The sequence below is a fragment of the Tessaracoccus sp. MC1865 genome, from assembly GCF_017815535.1.
GTDB lineage: Bacteria > Actinomycetota > Actinomycetes > Propionibacteriales > Propionibacteriaceae > Arachnia.
This window is the reverse complement of sequence record NZ_CP072596.1, coordinates 1,991,086-2,013,153: the sequence shown is the minus strand read 5'-3', so window position 1 is coordinate 2,013,153 and position 22,068 is coordinate 1,991,086. Positions and strand designations below refer to the sequence as shown.

The 22,068-nt window shown below is 69.5% G+C and carries 19 protein-coding genes; 16 read left to right on the top strand and 3 right to left on the bottom strand.

Features of this window, described 5'->3' with window-relative positions:
* Positions 1–27: 27 nt before the first annotated feature.
* From J7D54_RS09375 to J7D54_RS09365, 3 genes are read right to left on the bottom strand one after another with little or no spacing between them, the layout of a single operon-like run.
* Positions 28–2,181: a transglutaminase family protein gene (locus J7D54_RS09375; protein ID WP_182763636.1), complete on the bottom strand. Its 2,154-nt coding sequence runs from the start codon at positions 2,179–2,181 to the stop codon at positions 28–30.
* Positions 2,178–3,401 (bottom strand): DUF58 domain-containing protein, encoded by a 1,224-nt coding sequence (locus J7D54_RS09370; RefSeq protein ID WP_182763635.1) that lies wholly within the window; start codon positions 3,399–3,401, stop codon positions 2,178–2,180. Before J7D54_RS09370 ends, J7D54_RS09375 begins: the two co-directional genes overlap by 4 nt.
* 3 nt (positions 3,402–3,404) lie before the next feature.
* Complete coding sequence (locus J7D54_RS09365; protein ID WP_370585851.1) at positions 3,405–4,373, bottom strand: AAA family ATPase; 969 nt, start codon at positions 4,371–4,373, stop codon at positions 3,405–3,407.
* 256 nt (positions 4,374–4,629) lie between these two features.
* Between J7D54_RS09365 and mraZ the strand changes: the two genes are divergently transcribed.
* From mraZ to J7D54_RS09285, 16 genes are all read left to right on the top strand, one after another.
* Complete coding sequence (mraZ, locus tag J7D54_RS09360) at positions 4,630–5,067, top strand: division/cell wall cluster transcriptional repressor MraZ (RefSeq protein WP_182763704.1); 438 nt, start codon at positions 4,630–4,632, stop codon at positions 5,065–5,067.
* Positions 5,068–5,197: 130 nt separating this feature from the next.
* Positions 5,198–6,148 (top strand): 16S rRNA (cytosine(1402)-N(4))-methyltransferase RsmH, encoded by a 951-nt coding sequence (rsmH, locus tag J7D54_RS09355; protein ID WP_182763634.1) that lies wholly within the window; start codon positions 5,198–5,200, stop codon positions 6,146–6,148.
* Positions 6,145–6,678, top strand: coding sequence for a hypothetical protein (locus tag J7D54_RS09350; protein WP_182763633.1), 534 nt, complete (start codon positions 6,145–6,147; stop codon positions 6,676–6,678). Before rsmH ends, J7D54_RS09350 begins: the two co-directional genes overlap by 4 nt.
* A gap of 287 nt (positions 6,679–6,965) precedes the next feature.
* On the top strand, positions 6,966–8,723 hold the full coding sequence (locus J7D54_RS09345; protein WP_182763703.1) for a penicillin-binding protein 2: 1,758 nt from the start codon (positions 6,966–6,968) through the stop codon (positions 8,721–8,723).
* 52 nt (positions 8,724–8,775) lie between these two features.
* A complete protein-coding gene (locus J7D54_RS09340; protein ID WP_370585850.1) occupies positions 8,776–10,281 on the top strand; it encodes a UDP-N-acetylmuramoyl-L-alanyl-D-glutamate--2,6-diaminopimelate ligase in 1,506 nt (501 codons plus the stop codon).
* Positions 10,259–11,698 (top strand): UDP-N-acetylmuramoyl-tripeptide--D-alanyl-D-alanine ligase, encoded by a 1,440-nt coding sequence (gene murF, locus J7D54_RS09335; protein ID WP_182763631.1) that lies wholly within the window; start codon positions 10,259–10,261, stop codon positions 11,696–11,698. The genes J7D54_RS09340 and murF overlap by 23 nt, the downstream gene beginning before the upstream one ends.
* Positions 11,695–12,774 (top strand): phospho-N-acetylmuramoyl-pentapeptide-transferase, encoded by a 1,080-nt coding sequence (gene mraY, locus J7D54_RS09330; RefSeq protein ID WP_182763630.1) that lies wholly within the window; start codon positions 11,695–11,697, stop codon positions 12,772–12,774. The genes murF and mraY overlap by 4 nt, the downstream gene beginning before the upstream one ends.
* Positions 12,756–14,222 (top strand): UDP-N-acetylmuramoyl-L-alanine--D-glutamate ligase, encoded by a 1,467-nt coding sequence (gene murD, locus J7D54_RS09325; RefSeq protein WP_182763629.1) that lies wholly within the window; start codon positions 12,756–12,758, stop codon positions 14,220–14,222. The genes mraY and murD overlap by 19 nt, the downstream gene beginning before the upstream one ends.
* 25 nt (positions 14,223–14,247) lie before the next feature.
* A complete protein-coding gene (gene ftsW / locus J7D54_RS09320; protein ID WP_182763628.1) occupies positions 14,248–15,492 on the top strand; it encodes a putative lipid II flippase FtsW in 1,245 nt (414 codons plus the stop codon).
* Entirely contained in the window at positions 15,489–16,571 is a 1,083-nt protein-coding gene (gene murG, locus J7D54_RS09315) for an undecaprenyldiphospho-muramoylpentapeptide beta-N-acetylglucosaminyltransferase (RefSeq protein ID WP_182763627.1), read from the top strand. The genes ftsW and murG overlap by 4 nt, the downstream gene beginning before the upstream one ends.
* 19 nt (positions 16,572–16,590) lie before the next feature.
* Positions 16,591–18,033 (top strand): UDP-N-acetylmuramate--L-alanine ligase, encoded by a 1,443-nt coding sequence (murC, locus tag J7D54_RS09310; RefSeq protein WP_182763626.1) that lies wholly within the window; start codon positions 16,591–16,593, stop codon positions 18,031–18,033.
* On the top strand, positions 18,030–18,761 hold the full coding sequence (locus J7D54_RS09305) for a cell division protein FtsQ/DivIB (protein ID WP_182763625.1): 732 nt from the start codon (positions 18,030–18,032) through the stop codon (positions 18,759–18,761). Before murC ends, J7D54_RS09305 begins: the two co-directional genes overlap by 4 nt.
* A gap of 109 nt (positions 18,762–18,870) precedes the next feature.
* Entirely contained in the window at positions 18,871–20,052 is a 1,182-nt protein-coding gene (gene ftsZ / locus J7D54_RS09300; protein ID WP_182763624.1) for a cell division protein FtsZ, read from the top strand.
* Between the two features lie 107 nt (positions 20,053–20,159).
* Entirely contained in the window at positions 20,160–20,621 is a 462-nt protein-coding gene (locus J7D54_RS09295) for a cell division protein SepF (protein WP_076058311.1), read from the top strand.
* A gap of 5 nt (positions 20,622–20,626) precedes the next feature.
* The gene (locus J7D54_RS09290; protein ID WP_209455103.1) at positions 20,627–20,914 is read left to right on the top strand and encodes a YggT family protein; all 288 of its coding nucleotides are present in this window, start codon (positions 20,627–20,629) and stop codon (positions 20,912–20,914) included.
* Positions 20,915–21,021: 107 nt separating this feature from the next.
* Entirely contained in the window at positions 21,022–21,975 is a 954-nt protein-coding gene (locus tag J7D54_RS09285) for a DivIVA domain-containing protein (RefSeq protein WP_182763622.1), read from the top strand.
* The last annotated feature ends 93 nt before the right edge of the window (positions 21,976–22,068 follow it).

Sequence of the window (22,068 nt, the reverse complement as noted above, 5' to 3'; positions counted from 1 at the left end):
GAATCCCCAACCCCAAGAGCAATCTGGCTACCGGCCCAGCCGCCACAGCGACGCGGGCAGCAGCACGGCACGCAGGTGCGCTCCCCGGGTGGCCCGGCCGACGAGGGCATTGCGCAGCGTGCCCACCTCCGCGGGAAGGTCGGTGACGGGCGCCCCGTCGCGGGCGTACCGGCTGCGTTCCACCGTCGCGGCGATGGCGGCCAGAGCCTCGGCGCCCCGGGGTGACAACTGTTCCGCCGCCTCGCGGCCGGCCGGTCCGGGGGAGCCCTCGGGCCAGCGCAGGCCGTAGTCGGCGAACATCGCCTGCACCTCCCGCCACGCACCGTCGGCCGCCTGACCGGGGTCGCCGTCGGACCGCAGACGCGAGGCGCGCAGACCCAGGCGGATCAGGGCGGGCAGAGCGAGTGCCAGCAGCACCAGCAGGGCGATCAGCAGCGCGCGGACCACCGGCCCCGGGCCCTCGTCGACAGTGGTCGGCGCCGTCGGCACCGGCTGCATGGTGGGCGGCACCGTGGTGGGCTGCGGGGTGGGCGCCGCGCTGGGCGTCGGCGACGGCGAGGGGCTCGTGGCCGGCTGCATCGCCGAGGGGTCCACGTACTCCGGATCGCCCTGGTAGGCGGGGGTGGGCTCGAACGGCACCCAGCCCAGGCCTTCGAAGTACAACTCGGGCCACGAGTGGGCGTCGTGCGAGGTCACCAGGTAGCTGCCGTCCGCCTGTTGCTCACCGGGGACGAACCCGACGGCCATCCGGGCGTCGATGCCTTCTATCCTGGCCATGGTGATCATCGCGGCGGCGAAGTGGATGCAGTAACCCGAGCGGGCCTCCAGCAGGAAGCTCGAGATCGTGTCCGTCCCCGCGGTGTTGGGGGCCTCGAGCGTGTAGCGGAAGGCGTCCGAGCGCAGGAACCGCTGAATGGCCAGGGCCTTCTCGCCCGCGGTGGTCGCGCCGGCGACCACGTCGCTGGTCAGGGTGGTGACGGCGGGGCTGAGCCCGGCGGGGACCTCGCGCGTGACGGCGCTCGGCAGGCTGCCGGGGTTCGCCTGCGACACCTCCTCGCGCGTGGGGGAGGGCAGCGTGGACTCGACGCGGTAGCCGAGGTTGACCGTCTGCTGCGTGCGGTTCGGGCCCGAGGCGACGATCGCGAGCGTGTCCGGGTCGTGGCTCCACGCTCCCTCCGCCTCGTAGGAGGCCGCCGCGAACGGGGCCGGCAGGTACTCGGACGGCACCGCGTCCATCTGGACGTCGACCGTCACCTGCTCGCCGGGGAAGTCGTGGTCTCCGTCCAGCCCCGAGCGGCTGAGCGACATCGGCACCAGTCCGGCGCCGGAGGAACTGAGGTTGGGAAGCGCCACGGTGCGCATGTACACCGGCCCACCGGTGCTCGTGCGGTACGTCAGCACAGGGCTGTCCGTGGGGCGGCGCAGGTCCTGGTCGAGCCGCACGGTAGGGTCGCTGAGCTGGATGGGGCCGTCCTGGCCGCCCTCCGTCCAGGGACGCTTGTCTCCCAGGGGCACCATGGCCGACACCAGGATCGCCACCACCAGCGCGGCAGCGCCGAACGCCAACCCGACGGAGACCCGCGACAGGTGGTGGGAGCTCGCACGGGAGGCCGTGCCCGCCGCTTCGCCCGCGCCCGTGGAGCTCAACAGGATGGCGATGAAGCCGGCGACGACGGGCACGAGCAGCAGCCAGTCGAGGTCGTCGATGCGCACGAGCGCCGCGACGCCGTAGGTCAACGCGAGGGGCGCGATCGTCCAGGCGGGCTGCTCGAGGCCGTTGACCAGCAGTTCGACGATGATCACCAACAGGGCCGCGAGGATGAGGCAGAGCCACACCAACCCGGGTTCCGGCTCCAGCGGCGGCACGCCGGTGCGGATCACCTCGACACCGTCTGCGGTGAGCGCCCGAAGCGAGGCCAGGGGATCCCCCCGCGGTGCCAGCGACAACCCGCGCCAGGCGAGCACGCCGAGGATCACGAGCAGCTGGATGAAGAGGACCAGCGCCCGCGGCGCCCGCAGCAGCCCCATGACGAGCCCGACTGTGCCGGCCGCACCCAGGATGAACCAGGCGTGCGCCCACACCTGCTGGGTGTCGGAGACCAGCGTGGACAGCGGCAGCATCGACAACCACACGGCAGCGGCCACGATCACGTGCGAGAACGGGTGGTGGGTGAACCTCATGCCGTCACCCGCTGCCACACCTGTGGAACCGGCTCACCCGGGCGGAACGTCTCGACGCGCCAACCCCGGCCGAGCAGAAACCTGATCGCCTCGCGGTGCTCGTCGTGCTCGGCGTCCCAGGCCGAGGCGTCCGGCGCCAGGGCGATCAGGCTGCGCGCCCGTCCGCCAGCGGCGGCGAGGGCGGCCGCGTCCGCGTTCGACAGGAGGCCGGTCACGGCCACGAGCGAGGCCACCGAGGTCAGCAGCTCAGGGTCGTCGACGGCGGAGCCGAGCCACGTCTCCTCCGAGGTGGGAAGGTCCGTCATCGCCTCGATCATCAACTGGCGCGAGGCCTCGCCCACGCTGTGCCCCGTCTCGAAGACGCGGCCGGAGGGGGCGATGATGGCCAGCTTGTGGCGGCCCTCGCTCAGGAGGGCGGCCACGGAGGTGACGGCGGAGACGGCCCACTCGAGGGAGCCGTCCGCGCCGTCGCCCAGGTGCGCGCTGCGGCGCGTGTCGACGATCAGGGTGCTTGACGGGTCCCACGGGTGCTCCTCGAGCCGCACCATGAGGTCGTCCTTCTTGGCCGTCATCTTCCAGTGCACCCGGCGCATGTCGTCGCCGTGCCGGTGTTCGCGCACGAGGACGTCGTCGGCGCCTGCCGAGCCGATCCGTTGGGGGGTGGCGTCGCCGGCGCTCCCGAGCCCGGCGCCCCCGGCCAGGTCGTCGAGCCGCCAGATGCGCGGCGTCACGCGGAGCACGGAATCGCGTCCCTGAGCGACGAAGCCGCGCAGCGCCAGGCCGAGCGGGTCGCCGGCCTGGGCCCACAGGGGGCCGACGCTGAACCGGCCGCGGCGCAGCGCCTCGACGGTGTAGCCCACCGCCTGGCTCCATTCGCCGAAGCCGCGCGCGATGACGAACGACGCGCCGCCGCCCAGCGAATCGTCTGCGGCATCGTGGAACCGCAGCGCCGACGCCTGGGCCGGTGACTGGTTCAGCACGTGGAGCACCACCCTGGTGGACGTGCCGACGGGGATGGTGGGTGGGGTCAGGGAGCGTTCATGGGTCACGAGGGGACGCGCGAGGACGAGGTAGCCCAGCGCCAGCAGCGGCAGCGCAGCCATCACCAGGCCGACCCACAACACGTCGACCTCACCGATGTAGGCGGCGCCGCCGATGACCAGCGCCCCGCTCAGCAGCAGCGTGATGCCGCGTCCGGTCAGCCGGGTGCCTCGACGCACTGGTCAGCTCCTGGCAGGGGTGGGCACCGAGGCCAGCACGGACGTGATGATGTCTGCCGGGTCGCGGCGCGCCACCTGGGCCTCGACGGTGGGCAGCACCCGGTGGGAGAGCACCTCGACGGCGAGGGAGCGCACGTCCTCGGGGATGACGTAGTCACGCCCACCGAGAGCTGCCTCGACGCGCGCCGCGCGCATGAGGTGCAGGGAGGCGCGGGGGCTGGCGCCGAGCCGGAGATCAGGGTGCTGGCGCGTGGCCTCGACGATGCTGACGATGTAGTCGTTGATCACCGGGGCCACGAACACGCCCCGGATGGCGTCGATGGCGGCGGCGACGGAGGCGGCGTCCGTGACGGCGCTGACCGTGGCGAGCTGGTCACCGCTGGCGTGGTGGGTGAGCATAGCCACCTCGGCGGTGCGGGCCGGATACCCCATGGTGATGCGGGCCATGAAGCGGTCCCGCTGGGCCTCGGGGAGGGGATAGGTGCCCTCCATCTCGATGGGATTCTGGGTGGCGATGACCATGAACGGCTGACGCAGCTGGTAGGTCTTACCGTCTGCCGAGACCTGGCTTTCCGCCATCGCCTCGAGCAGGGCCGACTGCGTCTTGGGCGACGCGCGGTTGATCTCGTCCCCCAGCACGATGTGGGCGAAGATCCCGCCGGGCTTGAACTCGAACTCGCGCGTCGACTGGTTGAACACCGACACGCCGGTGACGTCGCTGGGCAACAGGTCCGGCGTGAACTGGATGCGCTTGACGTCACCGGAGATGGCGCGCCCGAGCGACTTCGCCAGGACCGTCTTCCCCACGCCCGGGACGTCCTCTATAAGAAGGTGTCCCTCCGCCAGGAGCACGATCACGGCCATGCGGATCTGGTGGGGCTTGCCCTCGATCACGCGCGCCATCTCCGCGGCGATGCGGCTGGCGAGTTGGGACACCTCATGCAGTGACGGTGTGGCGGGCTGGTTCACCAGAGGCTCCTCGATGTTCGTGCGGCAAGCAACCCAAGACTAACCGCGCCGGGAAGCGGACACGAGTATCGGCTCGACAACCTACCCACTTCCCGCCAGATGGAGGAACAGGTGTACCCCCAGACCCCTCTCGAGCGGAAAACGGCGAACGAGCACAACCCACCGACAAAAAGTGGTGGGCCGGTGGGGGAAAGTGGGGTACCGTGGTGCGCAGTGGGGCAAAGTGGATGACAAGTGGGGGAAGGAGGCCTGGCATCGCATGTTCTTCATGGGGACGTACACACCGAAACTCGACGAGAAGGGCCGGCTGATCCTTCCCGCCAAGTTCCGCGACGCGCTCGAGGATGGCCTGGTCGTCACCAGGGCGCAGGACAGGTCGCTCGCGGTGTACCCCAGGGCCACCTTCCAGGCCAAGATGTCCGCCCTCATGAGCGCTCCCAGCACCGTGAAGCAGGTCCGTGACTACCAGCGCATGTTGATGGCCGGGGCCAGCGATGAAGTTCCAGACAAGCAGGGGCGCATCACCATCCCGCCCCCGCTGCGCGAGTACGCGAATCTGGATCGCGAGGTCGTGGTGATCGGCGCCGGAGAACGCGCCGAGATCTGGGACGCCCAGGCATGGCACGAGTACTCCCAGGCCAGCGAGGAGGGTTTCTCCGAGATGGATGACGAATTCGTCGCACTCACCGGCTTGTGACCCAACCGGTGGCTCCCGGCCGGTCAGGCCCTGATCTCACTTCCCCGATGTCAGGTCCGGCCCGGAAGGGAACCACTGGAGGGGTCACCCACCAGGACAACAGCTTTTGAAGAAGGGTCGAAACAGCATCATGCAGGGCTTCACAGACGTGCACGATCCGGTCATGCGTGACCGCATCGTCGATCTGCTGCGCCCGGCACTGTCACGGCCGGGCGCCATCTACGTCGACGGCACCCTCGGCCTCGCCGGGCACGCCATCGCGATCCTCGAGGCCTGCCCCGAGGCCCGGTTGATCGGCATCGACCGCGACCTCGACGCGCACGCCGTCGCCCGCGAACGACTCGGTGACCTGGCGGAGCGCGCCACGCTGGTGCACGCCGTCTACGACGAACTGCCCGAGGTGCTCGACGACCTCGGGATCGGGAGCGTCGACGCCATCCTCCTGGACCTCGGCCTCAGCTCACTCCAGATCGACCGCACCGAGCGAGGCTTCGCCTACCGGGTGGACGCACCCCTCGACATGCGGATGAACCCGACGGAGGGCCCAACCGCCGCCGACGTGCTCAACACCTATTCCGCCCGCGACCTCTCCCGGATCCTGTCGCGCTACGGCGAGGAACGCTTCGCGGACCGCATCGCCCGTGCCATCGTCGAGCACCGCCCGTTCGAGACCTCCGCCAGGCTGGTGGAGACCATCTCTGGTGCCATCCCCGCCGCGGCCCGCCACACCGGCGGCCACCCGGCCAAGCGCACCTTCCAGGCGTTGCGCATCGAGGTCAACCGTGAACTCGAGGCCCTCAACGGCGTGTTGCCGGCGGCCATCGACGCGCTCGCCCTGGGCGGCCGGATGGCGGTGCTGAGCTACCACTCGCTCGAGGACCGCGCCGTCAAGCGGGCCTTCGCCGCCAAGGCCACGGACCGCGGCCCCCGCGACATGCCGCTGGTCCCTGACCACCTCAAGGCAGAACTGGCCCTGCTCACCCGCGGCGCCGAGAAGCCCACCCCCGAAGAGACGGCCGCCAACCCCAGGGCGGCCTCCGCGCGACTCCGCGTGGCCGAACGAATCAAGGAGGCAGCATGAGCGCCGAGCCCATCACCACCGACGATCCGGTCGCGGCCGCGCCCGCCCGGCCCAGGCTGGGGGTGGTTCCACAGTCCGTCGGGGCCACCGTCTCGACGGTGGGCTTCGTCAGCATCCTCCTCGGCCTGATCGCCGTCGGTCTGGCGGGCGTGACGATCGTGACCACCAATGTGGGTGCGCAGTCGCGTGAGCTCTCGAGCCTGCGCCGCGATGCGACGGAGCTCAGCTACACGGCGGCCGCGCTCGAGTCGCACATCCAGCGGATGTCCAGCGCCAATGCGCTCGCCCTGCGCGCCAGCGAACTCGGCATGGTGCCCAATCCGTATCCCGCCTTCATCAACCTGGCCGACGGGACCGTGACCGGCGTGCCCACCCCGGCCACCGAGGACGAGATGCCCTTCCTGCGTGGCATCGCCACCAAGCCCGTCCCGGCTCCTGCGCTGCCCACCCCGACCCCGTCGGCGCAACCGGCCGACCCCGGTGCGGACAGCGAACTGGTGGCAGTCGGAGCGACTGGAGGCCAGCAGTGAGTGGGGAGAAGCGGCCCCGCCAGAAGCGGCCGGCCGACCAGCCTCCCGCCCAGAAGCGGCCATCCCAGAAGCGGCCGTCCCAGAAGCGCCCGTCACAGCAGGGGACCACGCAGAAGCAGTCAGCCAGGAAGCAGCCGGCCGGGAAGCAGGCGTCCAGCCGCACGAGCGCGGCGAAGCCCGCCGCCAAGCCGAAGCTGCGCACCTCCAGGCCCGCCGGAGCACCCCGGACCTACCGCAAGACGGTCCGCCTGCCCGTGGGGCGGTCCTCCGTGCGGATCCGCGTGTTCATGCTCGTGTTCGCCCTCCTGCTCGGCGTGGCGGGGGTGCGGGCCGTCCAGCTCCAGGGCCTCGACTCCCAGGCGTTCGCGGCCGAGGCCGCCGCCAAGATGCAGTCGAAGCGGGAGCTGCCAGCCACGCGGGGAGAGATCCTCGACCGCAACGGTGTGGTGCTGGCCAGCACCGAGCCGGCCATGCTCGTGTCCATCGACCCCGACATGGTGCGCACCAACGGGGCGGACAAGCGCTACGCCATGAGCAAGCGGAAGCTGGAGGAAACCGAGCTGGCGCCCAACGCAGTGGCCGAGATCCTCGCCAAGCACCTGGGCGGCCGCAAGGAGAAGTACCTCACGCTGATCGACACGCCGGACTCCCGCTACGAGATCGTTGCCCGACGGGTCCCCGCGGCCACCTTCAGCGCCATCGAGGCGGACATGAAGGCCGGGCTGGACGGTGAAGGGAAGCGTCGTTGGTACGGCGTCTTCGGCACCCCTGATCCCATCCGCGTCTACCCCAACCGCTCGGTCGCCTCCAACGTGGTGGGCTTCGTCAACGCCGAGGGCGACGGCGCGGCCGGCCTGGAATACGCGCTCGACGAACACCTCGAGGGCACCCCCGGTGAGCAGGTCTACGACGCCTCCACCTACGGCCGCATCCCGCTGGGCACCAACATCATGACCCCACCGGTGGACGGCGCCTCGTACGAGTTGACGCTGGATTCGGACCTGCAGTGGATGACGGAACAGGCCCTGGCCGACGGCATGCGGCAGGCGCAGGCCAAGACCGGCACCGCCGTCGTGATGAACATCCACACCGGTGAGATCCTCGCGCTGGCCAACGGCCCCAGCTTCGACTCCGCCAACCCCAGCGCCGCAGACGGCGACAACCTCGGCAACCGCGCGGTGACCGAGGTCTACGAGCCCGGCTCGGTGCAGAAGGTCCTGACGATGGCCGCCCTGGCGGATCAGGGTCTGGTGACCCCCGACACCAAGCGGGTCGTGCCCGGGAGCATCGCCTCCGGCGGCGGCGTGGTCCGCGACTCCTTCTCGCACGGCGACCTCAAGCTGACGGCCCGCGGGATCGTCGCGCAGTCGTCGAACGTCGGCATGATCATGCTCACGCGTGACCTCGAGAAGCAGACCATCAGCGACTACCTGTCGTCGTTCGGGCTCGGCGCCAAGCCCGGCACCGGCCTGCCCGGCGAGTCCACCGGCCAGATCCCCACCAAGGACATGCCGGACTACACGCGCGACCAGATCTCGTTCGGCCAGGGCCTCAGCGTCAACGCCGTGCAGATGGCCGCGGCGGTCGCCGCCGTGACCAACGGCGGCACCTACCACCAGCCGGTGATCATCAAGTCCGCGAAGGCGGCCGACGGCACCGAGATCGAACTGCCGCAGCCCGAGAGCCGCCGCGTCATCTCGGACGAGGCCTCCGCCTCCGTGGTCGAGATGATGGAATCGGTGATCACGCTCAACGACAACCGCCGGATCCCCGGGTACCGGACCGCAGGCAAGTCCGGCACCGCCCAGCGCTTCGACCCGCAGTGCAAGTGCTACAACGGCTACACCGCCTCGTTCGTGAACGTGGCGCCCGCCGAGGACCCGCAGCTGCTCGTCTACGTGGTCCTCGACCGGCCGCGCAACGGCAACCTCGGTAGCCGGCTGGCCCTGCCCGTGACGAACAACATCCTCTCGCTGGCGCTGCCACGCTATAACGTGGCACCCTCAACCACGGAGGCACCCGATCTGCCCACCACTTTTGACTGACATGACATCGATCCGGCCCACCGAGACCACGGCGGCCCCGCTCACCGAACTGGTGGCGGGGCTCGACCTCGTCGGCGACATCGGCAGCTCGGCGCCCATCACCGGCATCAGCCTCAGTTCGCAGGAGATCCTGCCCGGCTGGTTGTACGTGGCGTTGCCCGGCAGGCAGCGGCACGGCGCGGACTTCGCCCGGGCCGCCGTCGACGCCGGCGCCGCCGCAGTGCTCACCGACGACGAGGGGGCCGCCCGGCTGACCGGGCTCGAGGTGCCGGTGCTCGTGGCAGGCGACGTGCGTGCGGCCATGGCGGTCGTCTCAGCGCGGATCTTCGGTGAGCCCGCGCGGCGCCTCACGACGCTGGGCGTGACCGGCACGAATGGGAAGACGACCACCGTCGCGCTCATCAAAGCCGGCCTGATGGCCGCTGGGCGGGTGGCTGGCACGATCGGCACCATCGGCTTCCGCCTGGGCGGCGAGGAGTTGAACTCGAGCAGGTCGACGGTGACCACCCCGGAGTCGCCGGACCTGCAGGCGCTGCTGGCGGTGATGGAGGAGCGCGGAGCCGATTCGGTGGCCGTGGAGGTGAGCTCGCACGCGATGGCCCTCAGCCGGGTCGACGCCATCGAGTTCGACGTGGCCGCGTTCCTCAACCTGGGCCGTGACCACCTCGACTTCCACCACACCCTGGAGGAGTACTTCGCGGCCAAGTCCAGGCTTTTCGAGCCGGGCCGCGCCCGCACCAGCGTGGTCTGGACCGACGACAGCGCCGGGGTCGAGATCGCGGGCCGGGTCGCCGGACACGGACAGAGCCGGCTGATCACCGCCGGTACCGGACCAGAGGTCGACTACCGGATGAGCGACTACCGCCCCGTCCATCCCCTCGGCGGCATCGCCACGGTGACCCGTGGGGGCGAGGACCTGACGCTGGAGCTGAGCCTGCCGGGCGTCTACAACATGATCGACGCCGTGGTGGCGCTTGCCATGCTGGAAGCGGTCGGCGTGCCCGTGGACGCCGCGCTGCGTGGCCTGGCCACCGCCCAGATCCCCGGGCGGATGCAGCGTGTCCACCTGGGCCCCGATGCGCCGTTGACGGTGGTGGACTTCGCCCACACCCCGCAGGCGGTCGAGGCTGCCCTCCGGTCCCTCCAGGGAATCGGCACGCTCGTGTGCGTGCTGGGCTGCGGCGGCGACCGGGATGTCGAGAAGCGTCCGGAGATGGGCGCGGTGGCGGCCAGCCTGAGCGATGTGACGATCATCACCGACGACAACCCCCGCTCCGAGGACCCGGCCGCGATCCGCGCCGAGGTCATGGCGGGGGCGCGCCGGACCCAGCGGCCCGGTGCCGAGCTCCTCGAGGTGCCTGGGCGGCGCGCCGCCATAGAGACCGCCTTGGGGCGGGCCGGTGGCGATACTGTGGTGGCGATCCTCGGCAAGGGACACGAACGCGGCCAGATCCTGGCAGACCGCACCATCGACTTCGACGATGTCGAGGAGGCGGCCGGTGCCTGGGGCCGCGGCGGTGAGGAAGGAGACCCGCATGCGCGTGCGCACGATGTTTGAGTTGGTGGAGTTGATCCAACCGGCACCCGTCGAGCTGTTCGGCGACGACACCGACGTGCAGGTGGGCCCTGACGTCGTCATCGACAACCGTGAAGCCACCGAGGGGTCGCTCTTTGTCGCCATCCCCGGCGAGCGTGCAGACGGACATGACTATGCAGCGGCCGCCGTCGAGGCGGGCGCGCGCGGCATCATCGGGATGTACGGCACGGCCGCAGAGGTGCCGCACATCCTCGCCGAAGACTCCATCACCGCCATGAGCTGGCTCGCCCGCGGCATCGTCCGCGAGGAACGCGCCCGCGGCATGGTCTCCATCGGCATCACCGGCAGCTCCGGCAAGACCAGCACCAAGGACCTGATGGCGCAGGTCTTCGAGGCCGCCGGCCCCACGGTGGCCCCCGTCGGCTCCCAGAACAACGAGGTCGGCGTGCCGCTGACCGCGTGCCGCGTCGATGCCGACACCCGGTACCTCATCTCGGAGATGGGCGCCCGCGGCAAGGGGCACATCGCCTGGCTCACCTCGATCGTCCGGCTCGACGTCGGCGTGTGCCTCAACGTGGGCCGCGCCCACGTCGGCGAGTTCGGGGGAGTGGAGGCCACCGCCGTCGCCAAGTCCGAGATCGTGGCGGATCTGGCGGAGGACGGCTGGGCCGTGCTCAACGCCGACGACCCCGCCGTCGCGGGCATGGCCGCCGTCACCAAGGCTCGCATCGCCTGGTTCGGCGAGGGCCAGTTGGACGGCGGCGACCTCCGGGTCAGCGCCCGCAACGTCACCATGAACGCCCTGAGCCAGCCCAGCTTCGAACTCGTCGCGATGGACTCCGACGGTGAACGCACCGCGCAGGTCTCGCTCGGCGTGATCGGCCGGCACCAGGTGCCCAACGCGCTCGCCGCCGCCGCCGCCGCCCTCGCGGTGGGCCTCGACATCGATCTGGTGGCGCGGGCCCTCTCCGGGGCCGTGCAGCGCTCGAGTTGGCGGATGGAACTCATCCCGCGTCCCGACGGCGTGCTCGTGCTGAACGACTCCTACAACGCCAACCCGGATTCCATGGCCGCCGCGCTCGCGACCGCCGTCGAACTGGTGCACGGCACACGCGGCGAACATCCCGACGCGCGGGTCGTGGCGGTGCTCGGCGACATGCTCGAGCTCGGCCCGCTGGCGGACGACCTCCACGAGGAGGTGGGCAGGCTCGCCGCGGACCTCGGTGTCGCCGAGGTGGTCGCTGTCGGTGACCTGGCCGACAGGATCGTGGCCGGCGCCACCGGTGAGGGCATCACCGCGCGGACGGCGAATCGCGATGAGGTCGTGGACTCCCTTACGCTGAATCCCGGCGACGTCGTGCTCATCAAGGGATCCCGCGGCGTGGGTCTCGAAACGGTGGCGGCCGCACTGGCCGGTAAGGACGGAGCGGCGAAGTGATCAACATCCTCACGGCAGGTTCGCTGTCGTTGCTGTTCTCCCTGATCGGCACTCCTCTGCTGATCAAGTTCCTGACCAGGCGACAGTACGGTCAGTTCATCCGCGAGGACGGCCCCACCACGCACCACGTCAAGCGTGGCACCCCCACCATGGGCGGCCTGGTGATCATCGTCGCGGTCGTCCTCGCCTACACCGTCACGCACCTGGTGCGCTGGCAGGCGCCGACGGTGTCGGGCCTGCTGCTCATCGGGCTGGCGGTCGGCATGGGCTTCCTGGGCTTCCTCGACGACTGGTCGAAGATCTCCAAGGAGCGCAGCCTGGGGCTCACCCCGCGCGGCAAGCTCATCGGCCAGGCGCTCATCGGCGGCGGGTTCGCCGTCGCCGCACTGACGCTGCCGAATCACCGCGGCATCACACCGGCGTCGCCGGCCATCTCCTTCCTGCGCGACATCCCGTGGCTCACGATGCCCCTGGTGCTGGCGGTGCTGTTCATCGTCTTCCTGATCGCTGCCTGGTCCAATGCCGTCAACATCACCGACGGCCTCGACGGGCTCGCCGCCGGCTCCGCCACCCTGGTCTTCGCCGCGTACACCATCGTCAACATCTGGCAGTTCAACCAGTGGTGCTCGCGGCCCTCGGTGGCCCGATCAATGGCGGCACGCTGCTACGAGGTGCGCGACCCCAACGACCTCGCGGTACTGGCCATCGCCTTCGCCGGAGCCACCTTCGGCTTCCTGTGGTGGAACGCCAAGCCCGCCAAGATCTTCATGGGTGACACCGGGTCCATGGCGATCGGCGCCACACTCGCCGGTCTGTCGGTGATGACCCGCACCGAACTGCTGCTCGTCGTGCTCGGTCTGCTGTTCGTCCTCGAGGTCGGCTCGGTGGCGCTGCAGGTGAGCTACTTCAAGGCGACCAAGGGCAAGCGCATCTTCAAGATGTCGCCCATCCACCACCACTTCGAGCTGAAGGGCTGGGATGAGGTCACCGTCGTCATCCGCTTCTGGATCATCTGCGGCCTGTGCGTGGCCGCCGGCATGGGCGTGTTCTACGCGGAGTGGGTGACGGGCTCGTGACCCTGGATTGGATCCCCACCGCCACCCGGCTTTCCGAATGGCCCTCCGCGCAGGTCGTCGTCGCCGGCCTCGGTGTGTCTGGCTTCGCCGCGGCCGACGGCCTGATGTCGCTCGGCGCGAAGATCATCGTCCTCGACGAGTCCACCGCGCATGCTGACAAGGCCGAACTCCTCGAGAAGCTCGACGTGACCGTGCGGCTCGGCCCAGGGTCGACGGCGGAGCTGCCGCCCGGCACGGACCTCGTCGTCACCTCACCCGGATGGCGCCCCTCCGCGCCGCTGCTGCGCCAGGCGGCAGCCGCCGGCGTGCCCATCTGGGGCGAGACGGAACTGGCCTGGCGCATGATGCAGCCCGACAGGGTCATCCCGTGGTTGGGCGTCACCGGCACCAACGGCAAGACCACCACCACCCAGATGGTCGAGTCGATGCTGATCGCCGACGGCCGGAAGGCCGCAGCGGTGGGCAACATCGGCCGGCCCATCATCGAGGCCATCCTCGACGACGTCGAGTACGACGTGTTCGCCGTCGAGCTCAGCAGCTTCCAACTCCACTGGATGAACAACATCAACCTGCACGCCGCTGTGGTGCTCAACGTGCACCCCGACCACCTCGAGTGGTACGAGGGCGTGCCCGACGCCATGGAGCGCTACTCCGCGGAGAAGGCCAAGATCTACGAGGGCGTGACACACGCGTGCGTGTACAACGTCGATGAGCCCGTGACGGAGCGGATGGTCGAGGAGGCGGAGGTCGTCGAGGGCGCCCGCGCCATCGGCTTCACGCTCGGCACCCCCGCCATCTCCATGCTCGGCGTCGTCGACGACCTCCTCGTCGACCGGGCCTTCGTCGAACAGCGCCGCGATTCGGCCCTCGAGCTGGCCAAAGTCTCGGACGTGCAGCCGGCCGCTCCGCACAACGTCGCCAACGCCTTGGCGGCTGCGGCGCTGGCGCGCAGCTACGGCGTGCACCACACCTCCGTCGCCAAGGGTCTCCAGCGGCTCCAGTTGGGCGGTCACCGCATCCAGCAGATCGCCCAGGCCGACGGCATCCGGTGGATCGACGACTCCAAGGCCACCAACCCCCACGCCGCCAACTCCGCCATGCAGGCCTTCGACTCCTTCGTATGGATCGCCGGCGGCCAGGCCAAGGGCACCACCTTCGACGAGCTGATCGAACGGCACCGCGGCAAGCTGCGGGCCGCCGTCGTCATCGGCGTGGACCGGCACCTCATCGCCGACACGCTTGCCCGACACGCGCCCGACGTCCCCGTCCGGGTGCTGGACAGCAGCGACACTGGGGTGATGGACGAGGTCGTCGCTCTGGCTGGGCAGTTCGCCCGCCCCGGCGACGCGGTGCTGCTCTCCCCGGGCTGTGCCAGCCTGGACATGTTCGACAGCTACTCGGCACGCGGGGACGCGTTCGCCGAGGCGGCACAGCGGTATCTCGGGTAGGTACAGGACAGGAGGGATCACGACCATGGCGTCCGACGCAGCCACTTCCCCCACCGCGCGGTTCACCATCTGGTCCCAGGTGCGGGCCCTCGCGGCCTCGCCGATGGCCCCGTACTATTTCGTCGCCGCGAGCGTCACCGTGCTGATCGGCATCGGCCCGTTGATGGTGCTCAGCTCCTCGGCAGCGCTGGCCCAGTCCACGCAGGATGGCCCCTACCACTACGCCCTCAGGCAGCTCGCCTTCCTCGCCGTCGGTCTGGTGTTCCTCGTGATCCTCAGCCGCCTGCCGTCCTCCCTGCTGCGAAGGTTCGGCTGGCTGTTCTGGGTGATCGCCGTCGGCCTCCTCATCGCCGTCCAGATCCCAGGCCTCGGCGTGCTCGTCAACGGCAACCGCAACTGGCTCCTCATCGGAGGCAGCCAGTTCCAGCCCTCGGAGTTCGCCAAGCTGGCCCTCGTCGTGTGGTGCGGCACGATCTTCCACGTGAAGCGCGGCCGGCTGCACGAACCGTGGCAGTTGGCCGTCCCGTTCGTGCCGCTCGGCGGGCTCATCCTGGCCCTCGTGCTGGCCGGCCGTGACCTGGGCACCGGCCTCATCATCGGCCTCATCCTGGTTGCGGTGATGTGGTTCATCGGCACGTCGCTGCGGGTGCTGCTGCCCCTGGGGGCGGCAGTGACCGGGCTGGCGCTGCTGCTGGTCTACGGCTCGGGCAACCGCATGAGCCGCATCAGCGTCTTCCTCGACCCGCAGTCCAACACGGATCTCTCGTCGCAGCCCATGGCCGCGCTGTATGCGCTGGCCTCGGGCGGCTGGTGGGGGCTCGGCCTCGGCGCCTCGAAGCAGAAGTGGGGCGGGCTCAAGGACGGCGCGCACACAGACTTCATCTTCGCCGTCATCGGCGAGGAGCTCGGGCTGTTCGGGGTGCTGTTGATCATCGCGATGTTCGCCCTGCTCGGCTGGGCGGGGCTGGAGATCGCCATCCGGTCGGACAAGATGTTCAACCGGGTCGTCGCGGCCGGCATCACCGCCTGGTTCCTCGGCCAGGCCACCATCAACATCTTCGTCGTGATGCACCTCCTTCCGGTCCTCGGCGTGCCGCTGCCGTTCGTGTCCTCCGGCGGCTCGGCGCTCATCGCCAGCCTCATGGGCGTCGGCGTCCTGCTCTGCCTGGGCCGCGACACTCCGGGGGCGCGGGCGTACCTGGCATCGCGTAAGGTCCCTGCGAGGCCGCGGATGACGAGCGTCATGGCGGCAGGCAGGGAGGACTCGTGACCAGTGTGGTGCTCGCCGGCGGTGGTACCGCCGGCCACACGTCGCCGCTCATCGCCACCGCCAAAGCGCTCCTCGCGGCCCGGCCCGACACCGCCATCGTGTGCGTCGGCACGGCCAGGGGGCTGGAGACCCGCGTGATCCCTGAGGCGGGTCTCGATCTGGAGCTGATCACCCCGGTGCCGCTTCCGCGCACGCTGAACCTCGATCTGGTGAAGCTGCCCTACACGCTGACCCGGTCGGTGCTGGAGGCACGCAGCGTCATCCGCCGGGCGCGGGCCGATGTGGTCGTCGGTTTCGGCGGCTACGTCTCCATCCCGGTGTACCTGGCGGCCAGGCTCGCGCGGGTGCCCGTGGTGGTGCACGAGGCCAACAAGCTCCCCGGTATCGCCAACAAGATCGGTGCTCGTTCAGCGAAGTTCGTCGGCACGACGTTCCGCGAGACCCAACTGCCCGGAGGCGTGCTCGTCGGCATGCCGATGAGCCGCTCGATCACCCACCCGTCGGTGGGCGCCCAAGAGGCGCGGTCCCGGTTCGGGCTCGACCCGGAGCGCCCCACGCTCCTGGTCAGCGGCGGCTCGCAGGGAGCGGTGCGCATCAACGACGCCGTCGCGGAGGCGCGCGACGAGTTGCTCGCCGCCGGGATCCAGATCCTGCATGTGCTGGGGCCGAAGAACTTCGACGACACCGTGCACACCGTTGTCACGGGCGCCTCGGGCGCGGAATACCGACCGGTGGCGTTCGTCTCGGACATGGCCGTGGCCTACGCCGCCGCAGACCTCATGGTCGGCCGGGCGGGCGCCGGCACCGTGATGGAGACCGCCGTCAGCGGCCTCCCCGTCGTGTTCGTGCCGCTGCCCTGGGGCAACGGGGAGCAGGGGAGGAACGCGGCGGAACTGGTCGCCTCCGGCGGCGGCGTTCTGGTGCCCGACGGTGAGATCAGCCGGACTAGACTGGTCGATGTCGTGACCGAGATCCTCGGAGATCGGCAGCGCCTCGCGCAGATGTCGGCCACGTGCCGCGACATGTATCCGGCCGATGCGGCCGAGGTCCTCGCAGCCGCCATCATCGACGCCGTCTGAGAAAGGTCGATCACAACCCATGCTCCTCAATCCCATCGAGGTGGTGCCCGCCGACGAGGTGGGGCCGGTCCATTTCATCGCAGCAGGCGGCTCCGGCATGAGCGGCATCGCCCGCCTCTACGCCGAACTCGGCATCAAGACCTCCGGTTCGGACCAGTCTGATTCGACGGCGCTCCGTGGCCTCCAACGAGCCGGAGTGACCACCTATGTGGGACACGACGCCTCCCAGGTCGGCGACGCGAAGACCGTCGTGATCTCCTCGGCCATCCGCGCCGACAACGTGGAACTCGTGGAGGCCCGCAGACGCGGCCTGCGCATCTGGCACCGCTCGGCGGCCCTCGCCGCCCTGATGAAGGGCAAGCGCGGCGTCTCCGTCGCGGGCACACACGGCAAGACGACCACGACGGCCATGACGGCCGTCATGCTCAGCGAGGCCGGCAGGGATCCCAGCTACGTCATCGGCGGCCCGCTGTCGACGACGGGGGCGAGCTCCGCCGTCGGCGCCGGTGAGTCGTTCGTCGTCGAGGCCGACGAATCAGATGCCTCGTTCCTGCAGTACCCCACGGAGATCGCCGTCATCACCAACGTGGAGGCGGACCACCTGGTCAACTGGGGCACCGCTGAGGCCTACGCCGACGGCTTCCGCGCCTTCGCCACCAGGCCGCACGTCCAGCACGTGGTCATCAATGTCGACGATGCCGGCTCCCGCACGCTGGCGGAGGAGTTGGTGGGGGAGACCCCGCACATCATCCGCTACGGCGAATCCGAGGACGCCGACGTACGCATCACAGAGGTGGAGGCCCACGGCAACGGGGTCGCCGCCACCATCACCTACGGGGATGATTCCGGCCGGATCGTGCTCCAGGTGCCGGGCAACCACAATCTGGCCAACGCGTCAGCCGCCTACGCCGTGGGCCGCGTGCTCGGGCTCGGCCACAACGAGGCTGTGGACGCGCTCGGCCGGTTCGAGGGCACGCTGCGGCGTTTCCAGCTCATCACGGACACCGCCGGTATCCGCGTCTTCGACGACTACGCGCACCACCCCACGGAGATCCGCGCCGCGCTGACTGCGGCCCGGCGCGCCACGTCGGCCGGCAACGAGGCCACGGGGCTCACCGGCCGGTTGATCGCCTGCTTCCAGCCCCATCTCTACAGCCGGACACTGGACTTCGCCGACGAGTTCGGTGAGGTGATGACGCTGGCGGACATCGCGGTCATCAACGACATCTGCGGCGCCCGGGAAGACCCGGTGCCCGGCGTCACCGGCGAACTCGTCGTGGACGCGGCACGGAGGCACGGCCAGGAGAACCTGGTCTACGTCAAGGAGAAGTACGACCTTCCCGCAGCCCTCAACGACATCGCAGAACCGGGTGACCTCATCATCACCCTGGGCTGTGGCGACGTCACCATCGTCGGCCCGCTACTTGCTGATCTCCTGAAGCAGCGGCCCACCGCGAAGTGAGCGAAGCGCTGACCCCGGGCGAGTTCGCCAGGGCCCTCCAGGACAAACGCAACGCGGAGCGCCGCCGCAGGTGGTGGTTCCGAGGCGGTCTCGCAGCTGCTGTGCTGCTGGTGGCCCTCGGCGTGTGGCTGGCCTTCTTCTCGACGGTCTTCGCGGCCCAGCGGGTGTCGGTCACCGGCGTGTCGCTGTTGACGACGGACCAGATCATCACCGCCGCCGAGGTGCCGATGGGCGAGCCGCTGCTCACGCAGGACCTGGGCGCCGTGACCCAACGGGTCAACGACCTGCCCGCGGTTCGCTCGGTCGAGGTGTCGCGGCAACTGCCGGACACCGTCGTGATCGAGGTCACCGAGCGCACCGCCGCCTTCCTGCGGGAACGCGACGGCCAGTACGACTGGATCGATGAGGAGGGCGTGGCCTTCCACCGCACCGCCGCGCTCGGCCCGCGGGACCTGCCGGCCACAGTGGCCACCGTGGAGGACCAGCAACGGTTGCTGGCGGATGTCGCCACCGTCGCCAACCACATCCCGGCGGACCTCAGGCCGGCCGTCGTCGCGATCTCGGCGGAGGCCGTGGACCGGATCTCCCTCTCCCTCGAGGGCGGGCGCACCGTCGTGTGGGGAAGTGCGGACGAATCCGAGTTGAAGGCCGACGTGGTGAGTGCTCTACTGAGCGTCGAGGCCACCGTTTACGACGTGTCGGCACCGGGACATCCCACGACGAAGTAGGTGGACGGGCCGAGGCTCAACCAAACCCTGAAGTAGCACTTGAGGTGATTATTGAGGGTTTGGGCCGTGCCGTTGGACTGGCCTTGGCCGCCCCCATAGTCTCTAGCCCATGGCAAGCGCATCTCAGAACTACCTCGCGGTGATCAAAGTCGTCGGTGTCGGCGGCGGCGGCGTCAACGCCGTCAACCGCATGATCGAAGCGGGGCTCCGCGGCGTGGAGTTCATCGCCGTCAACACAGATGCGCAGGCATTGCTGATGAGCGACGCGGACGTCAAGCTCGACATCGGCCGCGAACTGACCCGCGGTCTCGGCGCGGGAGCTGACCCCGCGAAGGGCCGGCAGGCCGCGGACGACCACTCCGACGAGATCGAGGAGGCCCTCAAGGGGGCCGACATGGTCTTCGTCACCGCGGGTGAGGGAGGCGGCACCGGTACCGGCGCCGCTCCCATCGTCGCGAAGATCGCCCGCTCGCTGGGCGCCCTGACCATCGGCGTCGTGACGCGTCCGTTCTCCTTCGAGGGCAAGCGCCGCGCCTCCCAGGCGGAGGTGGGCATCGAGCAGCTCCGCGAAGAGGTTGACACCCTCATCGTCATCCCCAACGACAAGCTGCTCCAGATGACGGACCACCAGGTGGCCATCCTCGATGCGTTCAAGCAGGCGGACCAGGTGCTGATGCAGGGCGTGTCCGGCATCACGGACCTCATCACCACCCCGGGTCTCATCAACCTCGACTTCGCCGACGTGAAGTCCATCATGAGCCAGGCCGGCTCCGCCCTCATGGGTATCGGTTCGGCCCGCGGCGAGGACCGTGCACGCGCCGCAGCGGAGATGGCCATCTCGTCGCCGCTGCTGGAAGCCAGCATCGACGGCGCCCACGGCGTCCTGCTCTCCATCGCCGGTGGTTCAGACCTGGGCCTGTTCGAGGTCTCCGCCGCGGCCCAGCTCATCGAGCAGGCCGCGCACGACGAGGCCAACATCATCTTCGGTACCGTCATCGACGACGCCCTGGGCGACGAGGTGCGCATCACCGTCATCGCCGCCGGCTTCGACGGTGGCATGCCGCAGCGCCGGCCGCAGGCCCGCGTCGCCCCCAAGCCGCAGACGCAGCAGCAGCCCGCCCCCCAGCCGCGGCCGCAGCAGCAGCCGCAGTTCGAGGCGGAGCCCACCAACCCGGGCCGCCAGCAGTACCGCGCCCAGCAGGCCAGCCCCATGCCGACGCAGCGTCCCGCCGCGCCCCAGCCCGGGCCGGACTACGACGACGACCTGGATGTCCCCGACTTCATGAAGTGATCACGGCGCGTCGGTGCGTCGGATCCGGTAACCCTGGTGCGGCGCGCTAGCCTTCGTGTATTAACCAGAAGGAGACTCTCGTGGGCGTTCGGAAGCTTGCCGCGTGGATGGGACTCGTCGAAGACGGTCGCTATCGGGATGACGACATCGACGACGCAGACGAACTCACGGACGACGTCTACGTTGAGGAAGACGAGCCCAGCGCGGAAGTCAGCCGCGTGCAGGCCCTGCCGCAGCGCCGCCCCAAGCCGGTGACGCCCGTGGCGCAGCCGCAGAAGGAGGTGGCCGACTTGAGCAGAATCGTCAGCGTCCGTCCCCGCTCGTACAACGAGGCGCGGGTCATCGGTGAGAACTTCCGGGACCAGATCCCCGTGATCATGAACCTGTCGGACATGGAGGACGGCGACGAGAAGCGCCTGGTCGACTTCGCTGCCGGCCTCGTCTTCGGGCTCCAGGGCAACATCGAGCGAGTCTCCAGCAAGGTGTTCCTGCTCTGCCCGCAGAACCTGGTCGTGGGCCCCGAAGACAAGGAGCGCATCGTTTCTGGTGGCTTCTTCAACCAGAGTTGAGCACAGTGGTCGCATATATCCTCTGGTGGCTGATCAACCTCTACATCTGGGTTCTCCTCGCCCGCGTCATTCTCTCGTGGGTGCCCATGTTCGCTCCCGGCTGGCACCCGAAGGGTTTCGTGCTGGTGATAGTGGAGACCATCTACAGCCTGACTGATCCGCCGGTGCGTTTCCTCCGCCGGTGGATCAAGCCCGTGCGGCTGGGCAACGCCTCGCTGGACCTCAGCGTGCTGGTGCTGTTCATCCTGCTGCAGATCATCGGGCAACTGGTGCTGGTCTACCTGCCCTTTTGAACCCTTCACCCCCGCTTGAGGTGTTGGCAGGTCCCCATGGGGCTACGCTAGCCTCAGATAATCCGGTTCCGGCCGGTTGATTGATCATCTTTCGATATGGAGCCAACATGAGTCTGACACTCGACGAGGTGCGCCAGATCCGATTCCGCATGTCCCGGCGTGGCGAGACGGGTTACCAGGTCGGTGACGTCGACACCTTCATCGACAAGGTCGAGCTGACGTTCGACGAGTTCGACAAGGAGCGCGAACGCCTCCGCCGCGAGCTTGACTCAGTGCAGTCCACCAGCGTGCAGCCCGCGGTCGTGGACGACTCGGAACTGCGTTCCGCACTCCAGGACAAGGACCACGAGATCTCCGCGCTCCGTGGCGAGGTCGACCGGCTCAAGTCGGCGCTGAACAGCAGTGGCGATTCCAGCGCCGCGCACCAGGCGGCCGCCGAGGAGCGCGTGCGCGAGTTGTCCGCCGAGAACGAGCAGTTGCGCAACCAGCTCGAGAAGGTGCGCGCCGAGTACGACCGCGCCCGTTCCGAGCGTGTGACGCAGGTCGGCGGCACAGAGAACATCGTCGTGACCAGCTCCGAAGAGGCCGCCCCCGCCGTCACCCGGCTCCTGCAGATGGCCACGGACCAGGCCACCACCCTCGTCAACGAGGCGCAGGCTGAGGCCCAGCGCAAGATCGCCGAGGCCGAGCAGCGCGCCACCGAGATCAAGACCGACGCCCGCACCAAGGCCGAACGTGTCGAATCCGAGGCCCGGGTGAACGCGGAGCAGATGACCAAGGAAGCTGAGTCGCGCGCCAGCGACATCGACCGTCAGGCCACCGAGCGTCGCCACGAGCTGTTCTCCTCCCTCGAGCGCGAGCAGGCGGACCTCACCGTCAAGGTGGATGCCCTGCGTTCGTTCGAGACGAGCTACCGCGAGAACATGACCGGTTCGCTGCAGCGTCTCCTGGCCTCCATCAAGGAGGACCGCCCGGAGCCGCACGACGTTCCTGAACTGGCCCAGCAGCGCCACTCCGAGACCCCCCGTCTCGATGCGCTGGCCGGTGGGGATCAGCAGTAGTCAACAACCTTTCTGAGCGCAGGCCGATCCGTGAGTGGGTCGGCCTGTTGCGTTGCCCCCATCCTGGTGTAGCCTTCCCCAACCAGAACACCA

Bases quoted from the DNA above. Each gene is read 5' to 3' on its own strand.
- murF (WP_182763631.1), top strand. From the start codon at position 10,259: ATGCGCGTGCGCACGATGTTTGAGTTGGTGGAGTTGATCCAACCGGCA.
- ftsW (WP_182763628.1), top strand. From the start codon at position 14,248: ATGGCGTCCGACGCAGCCACTTCCCCCACCGCGCGGTTCACCATCTGG.
- mraZ (WP_182763704.1), top strand. From the start codon at position 4,630: ATGTTCTTCATGGGGACGTACACACCGAAACTCGACGAGAAGGGCCGG.
- murC (WP_182763626.1), top strand. From the start codon at position 16,591: ATGCTCCTCAATCCCATCGAGGTGGTGCCCGCCGACGAGGTGGGGCCG.
- J7D54_RS09375 (WP_182763636.1), bottom strand. From the start codon at position 2,181: ATGAGGTTCACCCACCACCCGTTCTCGCACGTGATCGTGGCCGCTGCC.
- J7D54_RS09350 (WP_182763633.1), top strand. From the start codon at position 6,145: ATGAGCGCCGAGCCCATCACCACCGACGATCCGGTCGCGGCCGCGCCC.
- J7D54_RS09295 (WP_076058311.1), top strand. From the start codon at position 20,160: ATGGGACTCGTCGAAGACGGTCGCTATCGGGATGACGACATCGACGAC.
- J7D54_RS09345 (WP_182763703.1), top strand. From the start codon at position 6,966: ATGCTCGTGTTCGCCCTCCTGCTCGGCGTGGCGGGGGTGCGGGCCGTC.
- J7D54_RS09285 (WP_182763622.1), top strand. From the start codon at position 21,022: ATGAGTCTGACACTCGACGAGGTGCGCCAGATCCGATTCCGCATGTCC.
- rsmH (WP_182763634.1), top strand. From the start codon at position 5,198: ATGCAGGGCTTCACAGACGTGCACGATCCGGTCATGCGTGACCGCATC.
- ftsZ (WP_182763624.1), top strand. From the start codon at position 18,871: ATGGCAAGCGCATCTCAGAACTACCTCGCGGTGATCAAAGTCGTCGGT.